General features: G+C 52.6%; 30 protein-coding genes and 2 pseudogenes. 19 read left to right on the top strand and 13 right to left on the bottom strand.

Going from position 1 to position 23,339, the window contains the following annotated elements; genetic code table 11:
* Positions 1-53: 53 nt before the first annotated feature.
* Positions 54-1,209, bottom strand: a pseudogene (locus CXB77_RS06720) (efflux RND transporter periplasmic adaptor subunit).
* A 197-nt stretch (positions 1,210-1,406) separates the two neighbouring features.
* On the opposite strand from CXB77_RS06720, the gene CXB77_RS19645 reads away from it, so the two are divergent.
* The 5 genes and pseudogenes from CXB77_RS19645 to nadA all read left to right on the top strand — a co-directional run bounded on the left by CXB77_RS19645 (position 1,407) and on the right by nadA (position 4,129).
* Positions 1,407-1,550, top strand: coding sequence for a hypothetical protein (locus tag CXB77_RS19645; protein ID WP_172452579.1), 144 nt, complete (start codon positions 1,407-1,409; stop codon positions 1,548-1,550).
* A gap of 42 nt (positions 1,551-1,592) precedes the next feature.
* On the top strand, positions 1,593-1,910 hold the full coding sequence (locus tag CXB77_RS23645) for a dynamin family protein (protein WP_347338070.1): 318 nt from the start codon (positions 1,593-1,595) through the stop codon (positions 1,908-1,910).
* A gap of 203 nt (positions 1,911-2,113) precedes the next feature.
* Positions 2,114-2,314, top strand: a complete 201-nt coding sequence (locus CXB77_RS23640; protein ID WP_347338069.1) for a hypothetical protein — start codon at positions 2,114-2,116, stop codon at positions 2,312-2,314.
* 159 nt (positions 2,315-2,473) lie between these two features.
* The gene (locus tag CXB77_RS23635; RefSeq protein ID WP_347338068.1) at positions 2,474-3,151 is read left to right on the top strand and encodes a hypothetical protein; all 678 of its coding nucleotides are present in this window, start codon (positions 2,474-2,476) and stop codon (positions 3,149-3,151) included.
* Positions 3,085-4,129: pseudogene (gene nadA, locus CXB77_RS06710) on the top strand (quinolinate synthase NadA). The gene CXB77_RS23635 and the pseudogene nadA overlap by 67 nt, the downstream one beginning before the upstream one ends.
* Before the next feature lie 106 nt (positions 4,130-4,235).
* Here nadA and CXB77_RS06705 read toward each other — a convergent pair.
* The 12 genes from CXB77_RS06705 to tatA form a co-directional block, all read right to left on the bottom strand.
* The gene (locus CXB77_RS06705; RefSeq protein ID WP_105073288.1) at positions 4,236-5,297 is read right to left on the bottom strand and encodes an NAD(P)-dependent alcohol dehydrogenase; all 1,062 of its coding nucleotides are present in this window, start codon (positions 5,295-5,297) and stop codon (positions 4,236-4,238) included.
* A 124-nt stretch (positions 5,298-5,421) separates the two neighbouring features.
* Positions 5,422-5,712: an RnfH family protein gene (locus CXB77_RS06700; RefSeq protein ID WP_105073287.1), complete on the bottom strand. Its 291-nt coding sequence runs from the start codon at positions 5,710-5,712 to the stop codon at positions 5,422-5,424.
* 10 nt (positions 5,713-5,722) lie between these two features.
* Entirely contained in the window at positions 5,723-6,397 is a 675-nt protein-coding gene (locus CXB77_RS06695) for an electron transport complex subunit E (RefSeq protein ID WP_105073286.1), read from the bottom strand.
* The gene (rsxG, locus tag CXB77_RS06690; RefSeq protein ID WP_105073285.1) at positions 6,397-7,011 is read right to left on the bottom strand and encodes an electron transport complex subunit RsxG; all 615 of its coding nucleotides are present in this window, start codon (positions 7,009-7,011) and stop codon (positions 6,397-6,399) included. Before rsxG ends, CXB77_RS06695 begins: the two co-directional genes overlap by 1 nt.
* On the bottom strand, positions 7,008-8,114 hold the full coding sequence (locus tag CXB77_RS06685; protein ID WP_105073284.1) for an RnfABCDGE type electron transport complex subunit D: 1,107 nt from the start codon (positions 8,112-8,114) through the stop codon (positions 7,008-7,010). The genes rsxG and CXB77_RS06685 overlap by 4 nt, the downstream gene beginning before the upstream one ends.
* Entirely contained in the window at positions 8,111-9,322 is a 1,212-nt protein-coding gene (gene rsxC, locus CXB77_RS06680) for an electron transport complex subunit RsxC (protein ID WP_242445513.1), read from the bottom strand. Before rsxC ends, CXB77_RS06685 begins: the two co-directional genes overlap by 4 nt.
* On the bottom strand, positions 9,319-9,555 hold the full coding sequence (locus tag CXB77_RS21440) for a hypothetical protein (protein WP_242445512.1): 237 nt from the start codon (positions 9,553-9,555) through the stop codon (positions 9,319-9,321). The genes rsxC and CXB77_RS21440 overlap by 4 nt, the downstream gene beginning before the upstream one ends.
* 71 nt (positions 9,556-9,626) lie before the next feature.
* Positions 9,627-10,163 carry an RnfABCDGE type electron transport complex subunit B gene (locus CXB77_RS06675; RefSeq protein ID WP_105073283.1) on the bottom strand — a complete coding sequence of 179 codons (537 nt, stop codon included), beginning with the start codon at positions 10,161-10,163 and terminating at the stop codon, positions 9,627-9,629.
* A 23-nt stretch (positions 10,164-10,186) separates the two neighbouring features.
* Entirely contained in the window at positions 10,187-10,768 is a 582-nt protein-coding gene (gene rsxA, locus CXB77_RS06670; RefSeq protein ID WP_105073282.1) for an electron transport complex subunit RsxA, read from the bottom strand.
* 4 nt (positions 10,769-10,772) lie between these two features.
* Positions 10,773-11,297 (bottom strand): SoxR reducing system RseC family protein, encoded by a 525-nt coding sequence (locus tag CXB77_RS06665; RefSeq protein WP_105073281.1) that lies wholly within the window; start codon positions 11,295-11,297, stop codon positions 10,773-10,775.
* Between the two features lie 124 nt (positions 11,298-11,421).
* Complete coding sequence (locus CXB77_RS06660; RefSeq protein ID WP_105073280.1) at positions 11,422-13,311, bottom strand: potassium transporter Kup; 1,890 nt, start codon at positions 13,309-13,311, stop codon at positions 11,422-11,424.
* A gap of 15 nt (positions 13,312-13,326) precedes the next feature.
* Positions 13,327-13,551: a twin-arginine translocase TatA/TatE family subunit gene (tatA, locus tag CXB77_RS23630; RefSeq protein WP_105073279.1), complete on the bottom strand. Its 225-nt coding sequence runs from the start codon at positions 13,549-13,551 to the stop codon at positions 13,327-13,329.
* Between the two features lie 250 nt (positions 13,552-13,801).
* Here tatA and CXB77_RS06650 point away from each other — a divergent pair, with 250 nt between their 5' ends.
* From CXB77_RS06650 to aroB, 14 genes are all read left to right on the top strand, one after another.
* Positions 13,802-15,481, top strand: coding sequence for an NAD-dependent malic enzyme (locus tag CXB77_RS06650; protein WP_105073278.1), 1,680 nt, complete (start codon positions 13,802-13,804; stop codon positions 15,479-15,481).
* Positions 15,482-15,635: 154 nt separating this feature from the next.
* Complete coding sequence (locus CXB77_RS06645; RefSeq protein WP_105073277.1) at positions 15,636-17,324, top strand: serine/threonine-protein kinase; 1,689 nt, start codon at positions 15,636-15,638, stop codon at positions 17,322-17,324.
* Positions 17,321-17,701, top strand: coding sequence for a hypothetical protein (locus CXB77_RS06640; RefSeq protein ID WP_105073276.1), 381 nt, complete (start codon positions 17,321-17,323; stop codon positions 17,699-17,701). Before CXB77_RS06645 ends, CXB77_RS06640 begins: the two co-directional genes overlap by 4 nt.
* A 5-nt stretch (positions 17,702-17,706) precedes the next feature.
* On the top strand, positions 17,707-17,838 hold the full coding sequence (locus CXB77_RS22990; RefSeq protein ID WP_277949364.1) for a hypothetical protein: 132 nt from the start codon (positions 17,707-17,709) through the stop codon (positions 17,836-17,838).
* Positions 17,799-18,203, top strand: coding sequence for a hypothetical protein (locus CXB77_RS06635; RefSeq protein ID WP_146108746.1), 405 nt, complete (start codon positions 17,799-17,801; stop codon positions 18,201-18,203). Before CXB77_RS22990 ends, CXB77_RS06635 begins: the two co-directional genes overlap by 40 nt.
* Positions 18,200-18,379: a hypothetical protein gene (locus CXB77_RS06630; protein WP_105073274.1), complete on the top strand. Its 180-nt coding sequence runs from the start codon at positions 18,200-18,202 to the stop codon at positions 18,377-18,379. The genes CXB77_RS06635 and CXB77_RS06630 overlap by 4 nt, the downstream gene beginning before the upstream one ends.
* 156 nt (positions 18,380-18,535) lie before the next feature.
* Entirely contained in the window at positions 18,536-18,691 is a 156-nt protein-coding gene (locus CXB77_RS19640) for a hypothetical protein (RefSeq protein WP_172452577.1), read from the top strand.
* Positions 18,688-19,041, top strand: coding sequence for a hypothetical protein (locus tag CXB77_RS06620; protein ID WP_105073272.1), 354 nt, complete (start codon positions 18,688-18,690; stop codon positions 19,039-19,041). Before CXB77_RS19640 ends, CXB77_RS06620 begins: the two co-directional genes overlap by 4 nt.
* Entirely contained in the window at positions 18,969-19,451 is a 483-nt protein-coding gene (locus CXB77_RS06615) for a hypothetical protein (RefSeq protein ID WP_172452576.1), read from the top strand. The genes CXB77_RS06620 and CXB77_RS06615 overlap by 73 nt, the downstream gene beginning before the upstream one ends.
* Positions 19,420-19,575 (top strand): hypothetical protein, encoded by a 156-nt coding sequence (locus tag CXB77_RS19635; protein WP_172452575.1) that lies wholly within the window; start codon positions 19,420-19,422, stop codon positions 19,573-19,575. The genes CXB77_RS06615 and CXB77_RS19635 overlap by 32 nt, the downstream gene beginning before the upstream one ends.
* 72 nt (positions 19,576-19,647) lie before the next feature.
* Positions 19,648-20,379, top strand: a complete 732-nt coding sequence (locus tag CXB77_RS06610; protein WP_146108744.1) for a hypothetical protein — start codon at positions 19,648-19,650, stop codon at positions 20,377-20,379.
* Positions 20,364-21,461: an MFS transporter gene (locus CXB77_RS06605; protein ID WP_105073269.1), complete on the top strand. Its 1,098-nt coding sequence runs from the start codon at positions 20,364-20,366 to the stop codon at positions 21,459-21,461. The genes CXB77_RS06610 and CXB77_RS06605 overlap by 16 nt, the downstream gene beginning before the upstream one ends.
* A 211-nt stretch (positions 21,462-21,672) precedes the next feature.
* On the top strand, positions 21,673-22,197 hold the full coding sequence (gene aroK, locus CXB77_RS06600; protein ID WP_105073268.1) for a shikimate kinase AroK: 525 nt from the start codon (positions 21,673-21,675) through the stop codon (positions 22,195-22,197).
* 18 nt (positions 22,198-22,215) lie between these two features.
* Complete coding sequence (gene aroB, locus CXB77_RS06595) at positions 22,216-23,283, top strand: 3-dehydroquinate synthase (RefSeq protein ID WP_105073267.1); 1,068 nt, start codon at positions 22,216-22,218, stop codon at positions 23,281-23,283.
* Positions 23,284-23,339: the final 56 nt, after the last annotated feature.

Genomic DNA, 23,339 nt, shown 5'->3' with positions numbered 1-23,339 from the left:
GATTATTCGGGCAGTTGCCACAACGCGGCAGCATCAGCAGTCAAAATAGCGTTTTAGTGGCTCGCGCCATCTTTTGCCCAGCCAGCGCTGATATTCGGACCGGGATTAACCAACACGCGCTCACCGACTTTTAAACCGCTGAGTACTGTCACCAAACCATCGCCGAGTTCTTCACCGACACGAATCAGCCGCAGCGTTGGTTCGCCGTTGTCTGAAATGACATAAACCCCCGGCAAGCTGCCGTTGTAGCGCACTGCCGTGCTCGGAATGATCGGATTCGCAGCAGCAGTCACGGTGGTATCCGGCACCAAAACCCGTGCATACATGCCCGGTTCAGATACGCCTTGCGGCAGATCAAACTTAATTTTCACCGTGTGCCGTTGCGGATCGGCCATTGGGAAAATGTGCGCCACGCGCACCGGCACGCGGCGATTGGTGGGATCAAGTTCGGCTTCCACCATTTGCCCCTCTTTCAGCGCGGAGCGGAGCCGAGCCGGAATTTCAACTTCCACCTGCAAATACTCCACGTCGGCAAAATTCAGCAGCGGCGTTCCGGGCTGCACTGTGTCGCCAACTTCCACAAACTTTTTCACGATCACGCCAGTAAACGGCGCAATGCTGCGGGCATCGCGGATTTTAGAATCCAGTGCCTGCAATTCCGCTTGTAGCTGCGCCATCGCATTCCGCGCTTCCTGAATCTGAATGCCAGAAGCAAACAAATCCGCAGAACGTTCCGTCGAGCGATCCCGATCACCCATGAAGCTCTCGCGGGCGGGTGAACATCTGATCGAAAAGATTGGGCAAACCCATGCCACCGGGCGCAGTGCGGACTGTGGAGACTCAATTTCTCGCCCGTATTGCACACCAGCGTTGCGCAACTGCGCATCCGCAGTGGCCATTTGCGCTAACAATGCTCGCCGATTCGCCAGCAATTCTTCATCGCCAATGGCAACCAGCAAGGCGCTGTTTTCAAAGAATCACCTCGCGCCCAGCAATAAAGGTCACGCGCCCCGGCAATTGCGCCGCCAGCGTGACTTCTTGTACGCAACCACCGTGCCGCCAAGTGACACCGTTGGCGCACCTTGTGCTTGTTGCACGACGACCGAGTCGCCAAACGCCTGACGCGCTGCGGATCAGCCAAACTAAAAGAGTGGAGACGGAGAGGGTTAGCAGACACGCGGCAGAAGCGATTTTTCTCTGTATTCCCATCGGATTGCACACCAAACGCTGTTTTTGAGTCCAAATGCCCGCCGGTGCACATCGCGGACGGATGTTGAGCAGGCGGGCGGCATTTCTAAAGCGAAGTCGATCTTAATCACGATCAATGTTTTTAAATGCGTCAAACAGCAACATTTTCTGTGTTGACCGCTTGCCTATTATCGTTGCGCGATTTTTGAAAGCGTAACATGACAAACTACAAAAGTCCGCCACGCTGCCGTACCTGCGCCACTGTGCAGCAGCGACCAGTCAACCGCACGACACTGGGAATCAATGTTCAGCATTATTTCATTGCCATCGCAATACTTATCGCGCTCGGTGTAACATCCTGACGCCTTTTTAGAATGAAAAACGCACTTTTGAGAACCAAAGCCATGACTTCATCATCCGATGCCATTGCGCAACGCTTACACGAATTGGAATTGCATTTAGGGCAAGAAAATCCGGTATTACTCAATGCCGTGCAAAGTTTTCGCGCACTCGATCAAATTGCTTATCGCGTGGGGCTTTTAGAAACGAATCAGTCTTTTGCAAACCAAATTCCATGGTGGCCGTTAATTTCAATTCTCGGCACTTTTTCTGCTGGCAAATCAACTTTTGTGAATAATTATCTGGGGCAAAAACTCCAGCGCACCGGCAATCAAGCAGTGGATGATCGTTTTACGGTGATCGTGTATAGCCCGAACCCGTGAGTCATTCATTGCCCGGTGTCTCACTGATTCTGATCCGCGTTTTCCGTTTTATCGCATGTCGCAGGACATTAACGCCGCAGCGAATGGTGAAGGCAATCGCATCGACGCTTATTTGCAATTGAAAACCTGTTGCAGTGAACGATTGCGCGGCAAATTTTAATTGATTCTCCCGGCTTTGATGCTGATGCCCAGCGCACGCCGTATTGCGCATTAGTAACCACATGATTGATTTATCGGATTTAGTGCTGGTGCTATTTGATGCGCGGCATCCTGAACCGGGCGCAATGCGCGACACGCTAAAGCATTTAGTGAAAGAAACGATTAACCGCCCAGATTCTGGAAAGTTTCTGTATATTCTCAATCAATTAGATTCCGCTGCAATGAAGATAATCCTGAAGATGTAGTAGCAGCATGGCTGCGGGCAATGGGTGAAGCTGGATTAACTGCGGGGCGCTTTTATACGATTTACAGTCCCGATTCACCACACGCAAATTCCCGATGAACATCGCCGCCAGCGTTTTGAAAAAAAGCGCGATGAAGACCTCGGTGAAATTTATCAGCGCATGGAGCGGGTGGAAATTGAACGCGCTTATCGTATCGTCGCTGCGCTGCGCAAAAGTGCCGCTGATTTAGAACAAAATGCGATGCCGCTATTAACCACAGCATTGCAGCGCTGGCGTAATCGTACATTACTTGCTGATGCCGTGATGATGATTGTACTTATTGTGAGTTTTATGAGTTGGAGTGTGAATGCTGGGCATTGGCACGGTTTGAATTATCAAGCGCAATGGTTGGATGTGCTCAATTCAATTGAAGGTGGCGTGGCGTGGTTTGAGACGCTATTAATACTCGCATTGATTGGCGGGCATTTTGGAATGCGTAAACTGGCGGTAATGAGTGTGCTGCCGTGGTTGCGCCAGCAGATTGAACAACGTCATCCGCCGGGCAATGTATTAGCAACTTTTCATCGCAATTCACGGTTTTGGCGCACGATTTTATTAGGGCGTCCAATTGGTTGGAATCGCCAATCCGCGCTGAAGTGGATGAAGTGCTGCAAGGTTGTGAAAGTTATATTCAAACGCTTAATGAACGTTTTACCAATCCGCGAGGTGTCCGCGAGCCGGTGGCTACTGCGCCGCGCCAGTTTTTCAAATTTGGAATGGGGAGTTGAATCATGCGCCAGCCGCTTCCGCCATCACTACCGATCACCGTGCCGCCACATCCGCAGTGGCCGAGTTTGACTGCCGACGAGAAGGCTGATCTGAAAGCGGAAATTCTCGCGCTACTGCGAGCCAACAATGCTGTGCTGGTGGCGCATTACTACACCGATGATGATTTACAGGAACTTGCTGAAACCAGCGGCGGCTGCGTTGCCGATTCATTGGAAATGGCGCGGTTTGGCGCTGCGACCGATGCTGCGACGCTGGTCGTGTGCGGTGTGCGCTTTATGGGCGAGACCGCGAAGATTCTCAATCCCGAAAAACGGGTGTTGATGCCGGATTTGCGGGCGACATGCTCGTTGGATGAAGGTTGCCAGCGGAAACGTTCAGTGCTTTTTGCGATGCGCATCCTGATCACACGGTGGTCGTGTATGAACACCAGCGCCGAGTAAAGGCGCGAGCAGATTGGGTGGTGACTTCCAGCATCGCGCTGCCGATCGTCGAACATTTGAAAGCGCAGCATCAGAAAATTCTGTGGGCACCGGATAAACATCTCGGTCATTACATTGAGCGCGTGACTGGCGCAGAGATGCTGCTGTGGAATGGCTCCTGTGTCGTGCATGAGGAATTTAAGGCAGTGGCGCTGGCGCGAGTGCGCAAACTTCATCCCGATGCGGCGGTGCTCGTGCACCCAGAAGCGCCGGATGACATTGTCGATCAAGCCAATGTGATTGGCTCGACGACGCAGCTGATTAACGCAGTGTTACGTTGCCAAATCAAACGTTTATCGTTGCGACCGATGCCGGAATTTTCTGGAAAATGCGCCAGCTCGCGCCGCACAAAACGCTGATTCCTGCGCCGACTGCGGGCGAAGGTGCGACCTGCGAAAGTTGCGCTCATTGCCCGTGGATGGGCATGAATGCGTTGCATAATTTGGCGCAGGTATTGCGCAATGGCGATCAAGAAATTGTGATTGACGCAGCAATTCGAGAACGCGCAGTGATTCCTATTCAACGGATGCTTGATTTTGCGCGAATGCGTGGAATTGGTGGGCGTTAATCGCGTTGAATAAACCTGCGCTTTTTAATTGCTGTTATCGGAATTAAATCACTATTACAAAAACTGGCATCGGCATTTGAAGCAATACCGATGTCAGTTTTTTCGATCAAGATTTCAGCGATGCCATATCAATGACAAAGCGGTATTTCACATCGCTTTTAACTGTGCGATCATAAGCGTGGTTAACGTCTTTCATCGCAATCATTTCGATGTCACAAGTGATGTTGTGTTGGCCGCAAAAATCAAGCATTTCTTGCGTTTCTGGCAAACCACCAATCAATGAGCCAGCCAGCGAACGCCGCCGAAAAATCAATGGAATACCGCTGACTTGAGTTAATGATTCAACTGCGCCAACAATAACCATTGTGCCATCACGTTTTAATAGCGCCATATACGGATCAACATCGTGACCAACCGGGATGGTATTAAGTAAAAAATCAAAGCTATTGTGCGCGGCTGCCATCATTTGCGCATCTTTTGATAATAAGACTTCATTCGCACCCAGCTTCTGCGCGTCCGCGCCTTTTTCCGGTGAAGTAGTAATCATCACGACGTAAGCGCCCATCGCGTGGGCAAATTTAACGCCCATGTGCCCAAGACCGCCCAATCCAATAATACCGACCTTTTGCCCAGCGCCAACTTTCCAATGCTTCAGCGGTGAATAAGTCGTAATACCAGCACAGAGTAATGGCGCTGCCGCCGCTGGATCAAGATTATCTGGAATGCGCAATACAAAGTGTTCATCCACGGTAATTTTTTCTGAATAACCGCCAAAAGTCAGCCTATGCGGAGTGCCGCCGATTTTATCTTCACCACCATAAGTGCCGGTAAATCCGTTATTGCAATACTGCTCCAATCCATCATTGCATGAATCGCAATGTCCGCAGCTATCGACTAAACAACCAACTCCAACTAAATCTCCAACTTTATATTGATTAACTTCATTGCCGACTGCGCACACGCGCCCGATGATCTCATGTCCGGGCACAAATGGATATTGCGTCCAGCCCCATTCATTGCGTGCCGAATGAATATCGGAATGGCAAATGCCGCAATATAGAATATCAATTGCAACATCGCTGGGACGAGGATCGCGCCGTTCAAATACGAAAGGAACTAACTCACTGGTTGCGGAATGCGTGGCGTAGCTATGAACGTGAATAGTCATGGTTTGTTTCTCATCGTTGAAGGTTGTCGATTGAAAGTGAGAGTTTAATCATCAAAACACAAGACATAAAAAAACCGCCTCAGACATTCTGAAAGCGGTTTTTTATCCATTGATAAAACAGAAATTAAGACTGCGTTGTAGTTGCTACGGTTTCTGTTTTAGCGCGTCCTTTCATCGCTTTAGGATCAGCAATTAACGGACGATAAATTTCAACACGATCACCATCTGCAAGGACAGTATTCAATGCGGAAACTTTGCCAAACACGCCAACTTTTTGCTGCTCAAGATCAATGTCTGGGCATTGCGTAAGAATACCAGAACGATCAATTGCATCCTGAATGGTGGAACCTTCTGGCACATCTACTGTGAGCCAGAGCTGGCGTTTTGCCAGCGCATAAATAATGTTGATATTCATTAAAATGTCCTCAGACGCTATGCGCACCAGCCATTTGAATACTCTTACCGGCGCGGAGGTCAAGCAGGCGCTTGCCGACGACCACCAATCCAGTCACGAGAAATCCGCCCGGTGGCAGCACCATCATCAATACGCCCATATCAGCGGGCATGATGCGCAATTCCATAAAAGTAAACGCTGGCCCTAATAACAATGACGCATCTGCAAACAGTGTTCCAGAGCCAGTAATTTCGCGGACTGCGCCAATTAACGTCAATGCCAGCGTGAATCCCAATCCCATGAAAATACCATCCATTAACGCTGGCATGACCGGTTCTTTAGAAGCGAATGATTCCAGACGCGCCAATGGTAAACAGTTTGATACGATCAATGGAATAAACAGCCCCAGCACTTTATACAACTCGTGCATCCACGCATTCATTGTTAAATCAACAAAGGTAACGTTTGCAGCAACGATCAAGATGTAAACGGGAATACGGACTTCTTGCGTAATATAATTGCGGAACGCGGCAACCATTAAGTTAGATGCAGCCATCACGACCGCAGTCGCTAATCCCATGCCTAATCCATTGGTGGCGCTGGTGGTCATTGCCATTGTGGGGCACATGCCGAGCAGCATCACTAATACGCCGTTGTTATCCCATAGACCATCGCGGATGATCCGACCGTAATTTGCAGTTGCCATCAATTGATCTCCAGCAATTGCGCTCGATGCGCATCGAAGAATTCCAATCCGCGACGAATCGCTTTAACCGTGCCGCGTGGCGTAATGGTTGCGCCAGTGAATTGGTCAAATTGACCGCCATCTTTTTTCACTTTCCACTTTTCGACCGGTGGATTGCCCAATGACAATCCAGTGAATTGAAGAATCCAATCACCCTTTTTAGTTTCGATTTTGTCGCCTAATCCAGGTGTTTCTTTATGGCTTAATACGCGCACACCGAGAAGGCGTCCTTCCGCATCAACACCGATCATAAACTTCATTTGTCCGGCATAACCGGAACCAAAAGTTTCATACGCGACACCAGTCACTAAACCGGCTTTACGAGCGCGATAGACCGTGATGTCATGTCCTTCGTCATCCTGCATCATCAGAGTATCCAGCACTGGATTGTTATCGTGAATTTCGGCTGGCATCACTTGACCTAATGAATTCTGGCGATCTTCCATTGCCCGAGTTGCAATTGAATCGCGTGTCACCCATTCAGTGAGTGCGAGAAAAATGCCAAAACCTAAGCAAAAAATGCCGAGAATAATCGCGTGTGTTGTGGTGTTTTCTCTATTGAAATGAAACGTCATGCTTGCACCTTAATCGGCAATGGCTCGCCTTTACTGGTACGCCCAAACAAACGTGGACGAGTGTATTGGTCAATAATGGGCGTGAGTGAATTCATCAATAGCACTGCAAATGCCATCCCTTCGGGATAACCAGCAAAGGTACGAATCACCCAAGTTAATAGCCCAATGCCAATTCCGAAAATGATTTGTCCGCGTATTGAGACGGGTGAAGTGACGTAATCGGTGGCGATGAAAAAAGCGCCGAGAAAAGTCGCACCAGAAAAGACATGGAACAAACCGGGAGCAAATCGACTTGCGTCGAGCAGATTAAATACCGTTCCCATGATAAATAGCGTTCCCAGCACCATCGCCGGAATGTGCCAAGTGATAATTCGTCGCCGAATTAAATACAGTCCGCCCAGCAGAATGAGAATGGCTGAAGTTTCACCCAAACTGCCGGGTTTATAGCCAGTCGCTAAATCCATTAAATCGGGGGTGTAGGTGAGATTACTGCCGCGTCCGTATTCAACGAGCGATTGCGAGACCGGAATGCCGCGTGACAATTCAGTTTTGACGTAACCGAGCGCCGTCGCTGCGGTCACGCCATCGGGCATTTCACCGCCAAAAGTAATGGCGACCGATTGCGTGATGTCTGGTGAGCCAGCGCTAAACAGCGGATGTGGTGCAATCCATGCGGTCATCACGACCGGAAATGACACCAGCAGCGCGACGCGGGCCACCATCGCTGGATTAAATAAATTCTGTCCCAGTCCGCCAAAGGCTTGTTTTGCCAACAGAATTGCAAACACTGCGCCGAGCAGCCCGATCCACCACGGCGCCCACGGCGGCAGCGTCATCGCCAGCAGCCAGCCAGTGAGAATCGCCGAGCCGTCGGTCAGGGTACGCAGCAGTGGGCGTCCAGCCAGCAACAGCGCAATGCCTTCCAGCGCGACGCAGGAGCCGATGGTCACGGCAAATAGAAAAATTGACGGCCAACCAAAGAGATAGAGATTAAATAGCGTGGCTGGAGTCAGCGCCAGCACCACCAGAAACATGGTGCGCTGCACGGTGTTGGTGCTGTGCGCAAACGGACCACTTTGCAAAATGCTCGCCACATCGCTCATGGCTGTACCTCACCAGTCGCAGGTTTGGGTTTACGGTTCGCTGCACGTTGCGCCGCGATTCGGGCTTGACGCGCTGCGTTGGCTTCCACCAATTGCTTGGTGCGCTCGGTTTTGCGCTGCTCCCGATCCTGCGCATTCAACGCGCCCTTGGCGTAATTGAAATAGTGCACCAGCGGAATATGCGACGGACAAACCCATGAACAACTGCCGCAGGACACGCAATCGAGTAAACCCAGTTTGACTGCGCCTTCCAAATTGTCGTGGCGAATATTTGCTGCCAATTCGACTGGTGTCAGACCGCACGCGCAGATGTTGACGCAAGCGCCGCAGCGGATGCAGGGATCAGCGGGACGGTCGTTAATTTCGGTCGCAGTCAGCGCCAAAATGCCAGACATGCCTTTGACAACCGGCACATCCAAATTCGGCAGCGGCGTGCCCATCATCGGTCCACCTTGAATAATCCGCTCTGGGCGCTGCGCAAAACTGCCACAGAAATCAATCAGTTCTGTTACTGGCGTTCCCAGTGCGACTTCAACATTTTTCGGAGTGCGAATCGCTTCGCCGCTCACCGTGACCACGCGCCGCAGCAGCGGACGACCGAAGCGCACGGCTTCATGCACAGCGCGAGCAGTAGCGACGTTATGCACGACCACGCCCAAATCTGCGGTCAATTTCCGTGCTGGCGTTTCCTGTCCGGTGATCGCCAGCGTCAGATGACGCTCAGAACCCATCGGATATTTCACCGGCAGCACGGCAATTTCAATCTGCGAAAAGGATTCGGCAGCAACTGTCATTGCGGCAATCGCATGAGGTTTGTTTTCCTCAATCGCCACCACGATGCGCGGTGCGCCCAGCGCATACGCCATGATGCGAGCGCCATCGATGATCTCGACTGCGTGTTCGCGCATCAGGCGGTCGTCGCAGGTGAGATACGGCTCGCATTCCGCGCCGTTAATCAACAGCGTTTCAATTTTGTAACGAATGCCGAGATTGAGTTTGACTGCCGACGGAAAGGTCGCGCCGCCCATGCCGACAATGCCGGATTCCGCCACGCGGTCGGCGATGACTGCGGGCGCAACGGCAAACGGATCAGCAATTGGATCGGGCAATGCAGCCCATTCTTCTTGACCATCGGGTTCAATGACGATGGTTGATTGCGGCAACCCAGACGGATGCGGCGCTGGCACTTCAGTCACTGCGGCGATCACGCCGGAGGTCGGCGCGTGTGCTGCGCGGAGACTTGACCTTGACGGCGAGCGATCAATTGACCTTTTTTCACGGCATCGCCTGCCGCAACCAAAATTTCCGCTGGTGCGCCGATGTGCTGTTGCACCGGAATGTAGAGACGCGCAGGCAGCGGCATCGGTTCTATCGCCTGCTCGCCGCTGAGTTCCTTGTGATAGTCGGGGTGAATACCGCCCCGGATGGGAAAGAGTTTCATGGTTTAGCGACTCCAAAACAGGAACCACCGACCGCTCTATTTTTGCAACGAGCGGCGGCGGAAAGTAAATCTCAATGCAATTTATTGGCAGCCGGTTTTGGCCAATGCCAAGTCGCCAAGGTGCGCGGAATCTCGACCATCGTAATTGCGTCAGTCGGACAGGCTTCGGCACATTTGCCGCAACCGTGACAAACCTCAGCAACGACGGTGTGCATCAATTTGCTCGCGCCGATGATGCCGTCTACCGAACATTCTTTAACGCAGCGGGTGCAACCAATGCACAACGTCTCGTCAATCAGTGCATACACCGGCACTCGCGCTTCCTGATGACTGAGATCGACGCTCACGCCCAGCCGTTTGGCGAGCTGTTCTGCGACTGCCTTGCCACCGGGCGGACACAGCGTGACTGGCGCTTCACCTTTCGCAAGTGCCACTGCTGCCTGAGCGCAGCCGACAAACCCGCATTGTCCGCATTGCGAACCGGGCAACATCGCCTGCAACTCCTGTTCCAACGGGTCTTCATCAACGGCGAGTAACCGTGCTGCAACCCCTAACAGGCCACCGAGTGCCACGCCCATGACGGTCAAACTTCCTACTGCGGTAAACATTGTTTCAGCCCCCCGTTGATGATTTACGTCGTGCTAATGCCCGAAAAACCTAAAAATGCCAATGCCAGCAGGCTGGCGACGATGAAACCAATCGGCGGTCCAGCAAATAAACGCGGCACTTCCGCCAGCGCCAGCCGCTCACGCAGTCCGGCGAAAATCACCATGACCAAGCTGTAGCCGAGCGAAGAGGCAAAAGCGAACAATGTCGCAGCGATAAATGTCATCTTTCCTTCAACCAAAATCAGTGCCACGCCCAATACCGCACAATTGGTGGTAATCAGCGGCAGATAAATGCCCAGCATTTGAAACAGCGGTGGCGACACTTTCCGCACGGTCATTTCAGTAAATTGCACTGCGCCAGCGATGATTAAAATAAAGGTCACGGTGCGCAGATAACCGAGGTGATAGGGTTCCAGCAGATATTGCTCAACGCCCCAGTTGCCCATTGACGACACGGTAATCACGAACGTCGTCGCCAGCCCCATGCCGATAGCGGTGTCGATGCGCGTGGTAACGCCCATGAACGAACACAGCCCGAGAAACCGCGCCAAAATCACATTGTTGACCAGCGCCGCTCCGACCATTAACAGGATGTATTCTTGCATCGTTTTAACTCTCTAATGAACTGATTTTACAGGCTTCTTCTGCATCAGCACGGCGCAGAAAACGTGGGGCAAGTTGACCACGCGTACTGAGCCACCGTGCAATCCAGCGTGCTAAAAGCAAACCAAATGCCAACCCGCTTGCCATCGCAATCATGGTCACGCCATCGCTCTGGGCGATATTTTGTGCCACCGCGCCAGCACTCAACATGATGACCAACGGCAGCGCATAGGCTGTAACCGATGCTTTGAGCAGCGCCCGCCCGTCCACACCAATGATGACCCGCTCGCCGACGACCAACTGTGCTGCGTTGACCAACTCAAACCGCCGTATTTCGAGCCGATTCGCCGCCGTACCGATCCCTTTTGCGCCACACAACCCAGATGCAGCGCAGCCACCGCAGGAACTGGTGAGTTCTGGCTCCAGCCACACGCGGTCGCCTTTCACTGCGACCACTCGCGCCACACCTTCAACAAGATCGGCAGAAAAAGGGTCAATTGGGTGTTCCGGTACGGGTGCATTTAACGGCATGGCGGATGACCTCATGATTAGTAATTTTCCAACAAAATCAGTGGTTATTATGAATGGTGCACCGCACAAAAATACTATACTCCTGACCTGCGCAGACATGCAAGTCAGTTTATTGTGCAGCGCATCAAAGTTGCACCTGCGCACCAAGCTCCACCACGCGATTGGGTGGCAAACCGAAATACGCAGTCGGACTGCTGGCATTGCGGAATAACGCGATAAACAATTTTTGTCGCCAAATCGCCATTGCTGCGCCTTGTGTCGGCACCAGCGTTTCGCGGCCGAGGAAAAACGTCGTGTTGGCGGGATCGCAGTTGACATCTTGGTTCTGACACAGATGAGTTGCTTCGGCGACGTTCAGCGTGTCCATGAAGCCGAACTCCATGTGCGCCTGATAAAAGCGCGGGCTGATGGAGTCAATGCGCATCCGTTTGTCCGCAGCGATGTAGGGCTTGCTCAACACTGCGAGATGCAAAATCACCACGCGCTCATGCAAGCATTTGAAATGTTTGAGACTGTGCAGCAGCGCGTGTGGCACCTGACGAGAACGCGCCGAGAGATACACCGCTGTTCCTGAGACCGTTGGAATGTTGGCAGCTTCGATCTGCGCCATGAATTCCGCCAGCGGCAAACTATTGTGGGTCAACCGTTCCAGAATCAGCGCCCGTCCGCGTTTCCAAGTGCTCATCAGCACAAAGACCAGCGCCGCAAACACCAGCGGAAACCATCCGCCTTCGCTCAATTTGGGGAGATTAGCTGCGAAAAACGCCAGATCAATCGCTAAAAATAGACCGAGCACCGTGAATGTCCGCACGCTGCCCCAGCGCCAGCGGCGACGCGCCACAACAAACACCAGCACGGTGGTGATGCTCATGGTTCCGGTCACTGCTACGCCGTAAGCGGCAGCCAATTTGTCGGAACTACCGAAGCTCAACACCAGCGCGATGACCGCGATGAAGAGCAACCAATTGATCGCTGGCACATAAATCTGCCCACGTTCGGCGCTAGAAGTGTGTTGCACCACCATGCGTGGCAAATAGCCGAGTTGAATCGCCTGCCGCGTCATCGAAAATGCTCCCGAAATCACGGCTTGTGACGCAATCACGGTGGCGACCGTCGCCAGCAGCACCAAAGGCAGTAACGCCCATGCTGGCGCGAGATGAAAAAACGGATCGGTGACGGTTTGCGGCTGCGCCAGTAGCAGTGCGCCCTGCCCAAAATAGTTCAACGTCAATGCGGGCAACACCAGAGCGCCCCACGCCAATTGCACCGGTCCGCGCCCAAAATGTCCCATGTCGGCATACAGCGCCTCGGTTCCCGTCACTGCCAGCACGATTGATCCCAATGAAAAAAATGCCAATGCCGGATGTGCCACGAAAAAATTCAGCGCGTAAATTGGCGACAACGCTGCGAGCACTGCCGGTTCCGCAATGATGCCGTCGATTCCCAACACCGCGAGCGTCAGAAACCAGATTGCCATGATCGGCCCAAACCAGTTGCCGACCTGTGCTGTGCCGTGGCGTTGTACGGCAAATAGCCCGCACAAAATCGCCAGCGTTATCGGAAGAATCCACTCTTCCAAGTCGGGCGTGACCATTTTCAAGCCCTCCACAGCGGAGAGCACCGAGATTGCTGGCGTGATAATGCCGTCGCCGTAAAACAGCGCCGCGCCAAATAATCCCAGCAAAATCAAACGTTGCCCGATGGGTTGATTGGCGATGCGCCGTTGCACCAGCGCAATCAGCGCCATGATTCCACCCTCGCCACGATTGTCCGCTCGCAGAATGAGAACGACGTATTTCAGCGTGACCACAATCAGCAATGACCAAAACACCAGCGACAACACGCCGAGGATGTTTTCAGCATCGACCGGCACTGGATGACGATCATTGGCAAACACGGTTTTGATGGCGTACAGCGGACTGGTGCCGATGTCGCCATAAACAATGCCCAAAGCCGCCATTGACAACACGCCCAAGCGGGCGCGAGGCGCTAACGCAGGAGAGGATAAATTCATGGCTTGACCTGCCGCTTATTTCGGCGTTGCAGAATTGGATTCTGCGCGTGGTGTTGCTGGCGCGGCATGAGATGCAGCGTCGTCTGCTGGATCGCTAGAATCAGCCATTGCTTTACGAAAACCTTTAATCGCTGCGCCTAAATCGCTGCCGATATTGCCCAGTTTTTTGGTGCCGAATACCAAAATCACCACCACTAAAACCACCAAAATGTGCCCAATACTTAATCCAGCAAAACCCATGACATCACCCTCAGTTAAAAGTATTGCGCCGATAGTGGCGCGGTAATTCGTGATAACCGCAATTCAACAATGAAAGCGACATTGCGGGATGTAAAACCAGACAGGATGCTAGTCGTCGCCTCATTGCCGGTCAATTGACATCCCGCCGTCGATTGGGAATGACGCCCGACGCGCTAGAATGCGCCTTTGAATTCCGCGTTGGTCGCGCCTTTGCGCCAACGCAACCGTAACCCGCTGGGAGTTTGACCTGATGACCGATTCTACCAGTCCACTTGCCGCTGGCGCTCCGTTGCCGGTTTATAAACGCGGTCTTGATCTTGTCCGCGATCCGCTGCTCAACAAGGGCACCGGTTTTACAGTCAATGAACGTGCCACCTTGGGCTTGCGCGGGCTGGTGCCGCCGCAAGTGGTTGATATTGAAGATCAAGAGCGGCGCATTTTGCAAAATTTCCAGCGCCAGCACGATGATCTGGATCGCTACACTTATCTGGAAACGCTCCACGACCGCAACGAAACGCTTTATTACCGCGTGCTGTTGTCGCATCTCAACGAGATGACGCCGATCATTTACACGCCGGTTGTTGGGCTGGCGTGCAGCCAGTTTTCTCATATTTATCAACGCAGTCGCGGCATGTATTTCAGCGCCGATGATGTCGCGCACTTTGCGGAAATGGCGCAAAACTGGCCGGAAGATGAGGTCGAAATCATCGTGGTGTCCGACGGCAGCCGGATTCTCGGTTTAGGCGATCTGGGCGCGAACGGGATGGGCATTCCCATCGGCAAGCTGTCGCTGTATGTGGTCGGCGCAGGATTGGAACCGCGCCGGACATTGCCGATTTTGTTGGATATGGGCACCAATAATCAGGCGCTGCGCGACGATCCGCTGTATCTCGGACGCCGCCTGCCGCGTTTGACCGGTCCGGCGTATGAAACGGTGGTAGAGGCATTTATTCGCGCCGTTCACGCTCGTTGGCCACATGCGCTGATTCAGTTTGAAGATTTTTCTAACGATCAAGCGTTTCAATTGCTGGAGCGGTATCGCCGCCAAGTGCTGTGTTTTAACGATGATATTCAAGGCACTGGCGCAGTCACGCTGGCGGGCATTCTCAGTGCGCTGCGGATTACCAAACAGACGTTGAGCGAGCAGCGGATTGTGTTTTTGGGTGCTGGCGCGGCAGCGCGGGGCATCGCGGATACCTTCGTCGCGGGGATGATGGCGGAATCAGGCATGACGCTGGATGCAGCGCGGCGGCAGATTTGGACGCTGGATTCGCAAGGTTTGGTGACGCTGGATCGGCTTGATAGCCTGTCGGAACACAAGCGCCCCTTCGCGCAGGATTCTGCGCCGTTGCCGGATTTATTGGCGGTGATACACGCAGTGCGCCCCACGATTTTGATTGGTGTCAGCGGGCAAGCGGGCAGTTTCAGCGAAGCGGTGGTGCGGGCGATGCACAGTTATTGCGAACGCCCGATTTTATTTCCGCTGTCAAATCCGACCAGCAAAGCGGAATGCACGGCGGAGCAAGCGTATGAATGGACGAATGGCGCAGCGTTATTTGCCAGCGGCAGTCCGTTTCCGCCAGTCACTCGCGGCGGACATCTGCTCGTGCCAGGACAATGCAACAACATGTACATCTTCCCCGGCGTGGGTCAGGGCGTGGTCAGTTGCCAAGCCAGCAAAGTGACGGATGCGATGTTTTATGTTGCTGCTCGCACTCTCGCCGGACTGGTTGGCGAGGACAGTTTGGCGGTTGGACGGCTGTATCCCGATCTCACGCTGATCCGCGAGATTTCCGTACAGATTGCCGTTGCAGTATGTGAATTGGCGTTTGCGGAAGGTTTAGCCGGAATTGAACGCCCAGCGGATTTAGAGGCGTTTATTCGAGCGCGAATGTTTATTCCCGAATATCTGCCTTATGTTGCTGTTTGATTTTATTGACAATTAACGCCGCGTCATGCGGCGTTGTTGCAAACAGACAACCGCAAATCCATATTTGACGGAAGTTGGCAGTTGGCGCAGTAAATACGCCAGTGACTGAAAACTGATAACTTCCGCAGCACCTTAATGTTCAAGGTTTTTTGCCATGGATTTTGATTCAACCATCGTTCAGCCGGTGATGGTCGAACCGATGAGTCTGGAAAGTTTGCGTCTTGGTTTGCAGCCGCGTTATCGGCTGGAGCGCGAACTTGGCGCAGGCGGCATGGGACAGGTCTTTTTGGCGACGGATACGGATTTAGAACGGCGCGTTGCCATCAAAACCATTTTGCCGGAATTGGTTTGCGATGCCGATTGGGTGTCGCGGCTGCGCCTCGAAGCCCGAGTTGCAGCGGGGCTACAACATCCGAATTTGGTGCAAGTGTTTGAAATTCTCACCGTCGGCGCAACGCCGGTGATCGTGATGGAATATGTGCCGGGACGCACATTGACCGAAATGCTCGGCGAAGGCTGGCTCACGCCGCTGCATCTCACCAGTTTGATGGCTGAAATCTGCGATGGCATTGCCTACGCCCACGCTCGCGGCGTGATTCACCGTGATCTCAAACCCGCCAACATTCTGCTGAGTCGCGCCGGACAACCGAAAGTCAGCGATTTTGGGCTGGCAGTGCGCCGTCAAGCTGGCGAACAGTATCGTCATCATGTCGGCGATGAACGCATTATCGGCAGTCCGTTTTTTATGTCACCGGAACAAGCGTTAAACGGCAGCCAGCTTCCCGATACGCGCTCGGATATTTATTCACTCGGCGCCACTCTGTATTACGGCTTGACTGGTCGCGCTCCCGTCAACGGGAAAACAACCGAGGATGTGATCGGCGCAGTCATTCATCAAACGCCCCCGCGACCGTCAACGCTGGGAATCAACATCTCCCCGGATTTAGAAGCCATCTGCTTCAAAGCGTTGCTTAAAGACCCAGCACAACGCTATGCCACTGCCGCTGAAATGGCGGAGGATTTGCGACGTTCACTCGGTGGATTGCCCGTCACTGCTCGCCGTTATCATCTGTGGGAAGCTGCTGGGCGAGCGATGAAGGCGCGTAAAGAAGCACTCGCAGTGGGGCTGGCATTGATTCTGTTAATGATGACGGGATTATATGCGGCAGTGTCGCTGCTCACGACCACCGCAGAAAATGCCTTAATGGGTGAAATTCGTCGTAAAGTCATCGACATTGCCACGCTTTCCACCATGATGATTGATCCTACGCTGGTTGAAACCGCAATTGATTCAGGATCACGCAATCACGTCCGCGCTCGGCAACTTGCTGCCCAATTGAACACAATTTGCCACTCCACGACTGGAGTGCGTTTTCTCTACATTCTGCGCCAGCCGCGCCGCAACGATCCCCAATTAGAATTTGTTGTCACCAATGCCAGTTTTTTATCCGATGCCGAATTAGATTTGAATCAAAACGGTCTCGTTGATACCGATGAAGCACCATCAATGCCAGGCGATCCTTTTGATGCCACGCCTTATCCGGCGATGTTGCTGGGTTTTCAAAAACCAACGGCAGATAAAACAACTGAAAATCTGGATCAATGGGGAATTGCGTTGTCTGGTTACGCGCCAATCCGAGGTAATGATGGTCATTCTATTGGCGTGTTAGGCGTGGATATTAGCTCGCTACAATTACGTGCCGATTTTGAGAGCCTCGAACAGTCGCGTAATTTGGCGCTATTGGTAACAGTGGGACTTGCGGTGTTGTCGTTAATTTTGCTGCTCTCAACACTGGTTGGACTGTGGAACCGCGACCGCCTACCCACAGCAGTAACTCCATGAAATTATTATTGTTGACTGGCTCATGCTGCCCAGAGTGGCGGATTGATTACCGAAAACAACTGCTGCATCTGCTGGGTTCATCGCATCAGCTTGTAACGTTAATCGTCGCCGCTGGCGATCCGCTCGCCGCAGTAGCAGAGCAGCAGCAGATTCCAGTGCAGTTGTTGCTGCCAGAATTAAACCAATCACGGCGGAAGATACAGGCAGCACTGAGCGATCCAGCATTTCAAATGCGGTTTTCCGCTTGGCTGAAACTGCTGCGCCAGCGTGAGCCCGATCTCGGCATCTGTTTTTACGGTGACTGGCTGCCGCCAGTGCTGTTTGAATTGCCAACACGTGGTTTCTCAATTTTCATCCCGGACCGTTGCCAGCATTGAAAGGAATGGAACCAGATACTTTTGCCATTTTAGAAGGACGAGCGTCCACTCACGGCACGGTGCATCTCGTCACAGAAAAATTTGATGAGGTGCGATTGTGGCAATCACGCCCGAATTGCCACTCACCAACTGCATGACGCCGCCGCAAGTGTTTCGAGCATTAACGCAGCTAGGCGTTACCACGCTGGTGGACACCATCACCGCCATTGAAGCCGGTAACGTCGTTTATCAACCGCAAGATTTAACGCAAGCGACTGACGCCACGCGCCAGCGAGCACGTTTAGAAGCCTATTTAGATTTCCAACATGACGACGCAGCGATGATTGATCGCCGCCGCCGCGCATTTTTGAGCCAAGATATGGCATTCGTCTCAAGGCGAAAATCAAACAACAGGTTTACGAGGTGCTGGATGTCGAAACGTGGCTGGGTCATTTCGGCGGCAAACTTGGCGAGTGGCGCGGTGACTATCGGGGAACGGGTTTATTTGCGGGCGCACCGATGATGCGCATTTCTAACGGCATTGCCATCGTGCGCCTTGGTCATCCGATTGATTCTAAAGTGATGAGCGCACCACCGCCGCATCCTGAAGTGCGTTTTGACTGCTTACACCCAGCACTGACTTCTTTGCTCATTGTCCGGCAGAGTCTGGAAGATATTGTGGACGCTTATTTCGTATGAAAAAAATAGTTTTAACAATCAGTTGCGGGCGTGCTGGCGCTTGGTTGGTTTGGCGTTACTCTCCTGCGCCAGAGGCAGCTGCTGCGCTGCCAACTGCGCCAAGTGCATTCAAGATGTGCAAATGCAACTGTTTCTTGGCGGCGTGCGGTTGGCTTAGTGCTCGGAATCATCGTGCTGCTGCTGGGTCAGCGCCGATCATCGCGGGTTCTCAAGCGCATCGGCTTTGCGCTTTCCGTATGTGCCGCCGTGCTTTATCTCAAAGGTTTGCCGTTTGGCGCGTTTCATTCACCGCTGGCGACGACATCACGTTGAGTTATCCCACGTTTGCTGTGCGCGATGGCAATAGCGCGGTTTACCTCACCGACACTGCGCAGCGCCGTATTCTCAAAACCAATCACGACGGACAATTCCAATATCGTATTGACGGTGGCAGCCGGGAGCAGGGGCGCTTTTTCTATGCCAACGATCTTGCGGTGGATGAAGCTGGGCGGCTGTTTGTGCTCAATGTCGTGACTGATCGCCGGGGTTTTTATGTGGATCGAGAAGAAATTCTGCGGTTTACCCCCGATGGTCACATTATGACGGCATGGTGTATCAGCGCCTGTTTCGTCCAGAAGAAAAAAAACCGGAGCTGGGACTGCGCGGCGAAGTGGTCGGATTAAACATCACCGCTGGCGTGTTGTCGTGGTTTCAAGTGACCGCGACTGAAATCACTGCGCAGCACCATGTCATTGCGACCGGTGAGACCCAGCGCGGAAATCAATATCCACTGCCTCATGCCAATTTCAGAATTGGCGACATTGTCCAAGCTGGCGCAGATGCTGTGATTTATTCCGACAAGCAGGGGCAGGTGGTGCGGCTGGAACGCACCGGACAAACCGCACTGTTATTTGCCACGCACGACGCGACGCCAGACGGTCAGCCGCGAATTGTGCCTTGGGAACTCGGTATTGATCAGCGCCGATCATCGCGGGTTCTCAAGCGCATCGGCTTTGCGCTTTCCGTATGTGCCGCCGTGCTTTATCTCAAAGGTTTGCCGTTTGGCGCGTTTCATTCACCGCTGGCGAACTGACATCACGTTCAGTTATCCGACGTTTGCTGTGCGCGATGGCAATAGCGCGGTTTACCTCACCGACACTGCGCAGCGCCGTATTCTCAAAACCGATCACGCACGGGCAATTCCAATATCGTATTGACGGTGGCAGCCGGGAGCCGGGGCGCTTTTTCTATGCCAAGATCTGGCTGTCGATGAAGCCGGACGCCTGTTTGTGCTCAATGTCGTGACTGATCGCCATTTAGTCATCGAAAAAATTAAAGAGATCATCACGTTAGCACCAGACGCCCTCGATACCGAGCATTTCAGCAACATTAATAATCTCAGCGATTTTGGCAATAGCGATTACATGGCGCTGCGCAATACGTTAACCGCAATGTTTGTCAACAACGATGCGAATTGGAGCGAAGGTTATTATTTCGCACTGTATCGCGTTAGCAATGAACGTCTTTACGGTTTTATGTATATGAATGCGCAAATCGGAATGTTTCATCCTTTCGATTGGCTCGACACTGGCAGCGTTTATGATCAAGCACTTGCAGGTAAAGTTGCCGCCGAAGCAGTAACAGATGTTACCGGATCATGGATTTATGGCGTTGGTCCAATTAAAGATAAAGATGGCAATGTTGTAGCGCTGATTGAATCGGGAACTGATCTCTATATTTTTCAATTAGAAAACGAGGAATTGATTCGTGAAATGGTCGTTAATCTGACCACCATGTTAATTGTATTAATTCTAGTTTTAGTTGAAGTTGCATACATGGTCGATGTGCTTAAACAACGTGCAATGCGCCATCGAAAGAGCAGCATTATTTCTGATGTTCTATTAGTTCGTCCATTGAGTTTTTTGTTTTTTAGCAGCGTGGCAGTTTCTGTATCATTTATTCCGTTGATGATGAAACGCCTTTATCAACCCGTACCCGGTTATCTATGGAAATGGTATTAGCTCTTCCGCTATCACTGGAACTTTTTGGTCTTGGCATGGCAAGCATTTTAGGCAGTATTTTAGTCGCTCGTTTTGGTTGGAAAATGGTGTTTTATGTTGGTGCTGATCTCGCAGTGACCGGATTATTACTTTCGGGTGGCGCAGATTCAATGCAGCTTCTCGGTATCGCCAGATTGTTAACCGGAATAGGCAGTGGTTTGGTCTTTTTTGCCCTGCGTTCATTAGTTAATTCAGAACATGACATCATTATTCGCAATCAAGGATTTAGCCATTTTTATTCTGGAATGACGGCAGGTACAGCCGTTGGCGCAGTGTTTGGTGGTGCGCTGGCGGAACGCATTGGCTATTCACCAGTATTTCTGGTTTCAGCGTTATTTGTGGTTATTGTCGTGGTTTTCCAATTAATCTTCTTAAAACAACCATCTATCGCCAAATCGAATACTGCATTGCATCTTGCACCGCGACTTGGAATGGGGCAAGCATTGCGCTTATTGATCACCGATCCACACAACCTAGCACTCTTTTTGCTAATTGTATTTCCTGCTTATATTGCAGCAGCGTTTACTTTTTACTATTTTCCATTATTTGCGGAAAGCCAAGGATTAAGCACGGGAACGATTGGATTATTTATTATTTTTGGTTCGCTCTGCGTGATTTATCTCGGTCCAGTGCTCACCAATTATATCGGGCGTTCCGTTGGCTCACATCGTGGGATGTTCATTGGTACCATCTTTTGCGGTGGCGGTTTAATTTTATTTGGGTTATTAGGTGATTTACCTTGGGCAGTGCTGGCAATTATCACGATGGGGATTGCCGAAGGATTTAGTGTTCCAGCACAAAACGATGTTTTTCTACAATCCAAAGTCGCGCTTGAAGCAGGTGAAGATCAAGCCATTAGTTATTATGATTTATTGGGTAATCTTGGTGAAATGCTCGGTCCATTAGCGTTTGCCGCTGCCATTACCATTAGTACGCTTTCTGGTCCGCTCTTTATTGGCTGCATCATTATGAGTTTTGGCGTGTTGTTTTTTTTCATCACTCGCCACCACGCAACAACTCCGGCTGCCGGTGCGACCACTTGACAGGGATTTTTTTCGCCCGTGCAAGGTCGCATCAGTGGTTAATGTCGCTAGAATGTTCACAGCGATCAGCCACTCGTCGCTGTTTCGACTGCTTTTGATCCACTTGGCGCACGACAGGCAGCACAAACGCCTGTCTCCCCTTCATCCAATGCGCACCGGCACGGGTTTTGTAACTCCGCCCACGCGCTGAAATCTGGCATATCGTTTGCTTATGATGCGTGCACAGAACATTTTTATCGTCGGCCCAATGGGTGCCGGCAAAAGTACGGTTGGTCGGCAACTGGCAGAAGTCCTGTCTTATACGTTCAAGGACAGCGATCAAGAAATCCAGCGGCGTACCGGTGTCGATATTCCAACCATCTTTGAATTTGAAGGCGAATCTGGGTTTCGCCACCGCGAACGTCAAATCATTGAAGAGCTGGTGAATGAAGAACGCATCGTGCTGGCGACCGGCGGCGGCGCGGTTCTCAGCCCGGAAAATCGCCAAAATCTCTCCGCTCGCGGCGTGGTGATTTATCTCCATTGCAGCCCAGAACAGCAGTTTTCGCGCACTTCCCGCGACCGCAATCGCCCGCTATTGGAGACCGAAGACCCACTAGAAAAACTGCGGCAGGTCATGGAAGAACGCGAGCCGCTGTATCGCCAAGTCGCTGATATGGTGGTGTCAACGGAGAAGCGCGGCACCAGTGCGGTGATTAAAGAAATCATGCGCCGTCTGACTTCTGAAGACGCTTGAGCGCGGAGGTTGTCGATCATGCACACGCTCAAAGTTGATCTGGGATCGCGCAGTTATCCCATCCACATCGGCAGCGGGCTGCTGGCAGAGGCGGCGCTGTATCGCCCGCATCTGGCTGGCGCTCAAGTGTTGATTGTCACCAATGAGACGGTCGCGCCGCTGTATTTGGCGACGCTGCGCTCGGCGTTGACCGGCGTCACGGTGCGCGAGGTGATTCTGCCCGACGGCGAGCAGTACAAAACGCTGGAGGTGTGGAACCAGATTTTTGACGCGCTGCTGACGGCGCGGATGAGCCGCGATTGCACGGTGATTGCGCTCGGCGGTGGCGTGATCGGCGATATGGCGGGCTTTGCGGCAGCTTGTTATCAGCGCGGCGTCGCGTTCATTCAGGTGCCAACCACGCTGCTGGCGCAGGTCGATTCGTCGGTCGGCGGCAAAACCGGCGTCAATCATCCGCTGGGCAAAAATATGATCGGCGCGTTTTATCAGCCTCGCGCCGTGATTGCCGACACGGCGACGCTCGCCACGCTGCCGCAGCGCGAGTTGTCGGCGGGATTGGCGGAGGTGCTGAAATACGGTTTTATCCGCGATGCTGCGTTTTTAGACTGGCTGGAGGCGCAATTGCCGGCGTTGCTGGCGCGAGAACCGGCGGCGCTGGCGCACGCGATCCGGCGCTCGTGCGAGGTGAAGGCGGAGATCGTCGCCGCCGATGAGCACGAATCTGGGCAGCGGGCGCTGCTCAATTTCGGTCACACCTTCGGTCATGCGATTGAAACCGGCACCGGTTACGGCAACTGGCTGCACGGCGAGGCGGTCGGCGCGGGGATGGTGTTGGCGGCTGAGTTATCGGCGCGGCTGGGCTGGTTGACGGCGGAGGCGCTGGCGCGAGTGCGGCGGGTGATTGCTGCTGCGGGTTTGCCAGTTGCGCCGCCGAGCGATTTATCTGCCGAGCGGTTTTTGGAATTGATGGCGGTGGATAAAAAAGTGCTCAACGGGCAATTGCGGCTGGTGTTATTGCAGCAATTGGGCACGGCAGTTGTCACGGGTGAGGTGGCACCGGAATTGTTACGCGCTACGCTGGATTAAATGTGCGGTTTCAATTGGAGGGATTTTGCTTAACTAACCTGCCACATTTTTTGGTT

Origin of the sequence: Chromatium okenii (genome assembly GCF_002958735.1) — a bacterium.
Taxonomy (GTDB): domain Bacteria; phylum Pseudomonadota; class Gammaproteobacteria; order Chromatiales; family Chromatiaceae; genus Chromatium; species Chromatium okenii_A.
This window is presented reverse-complemented; position numbering and strand designations above follow the sequence as displayed.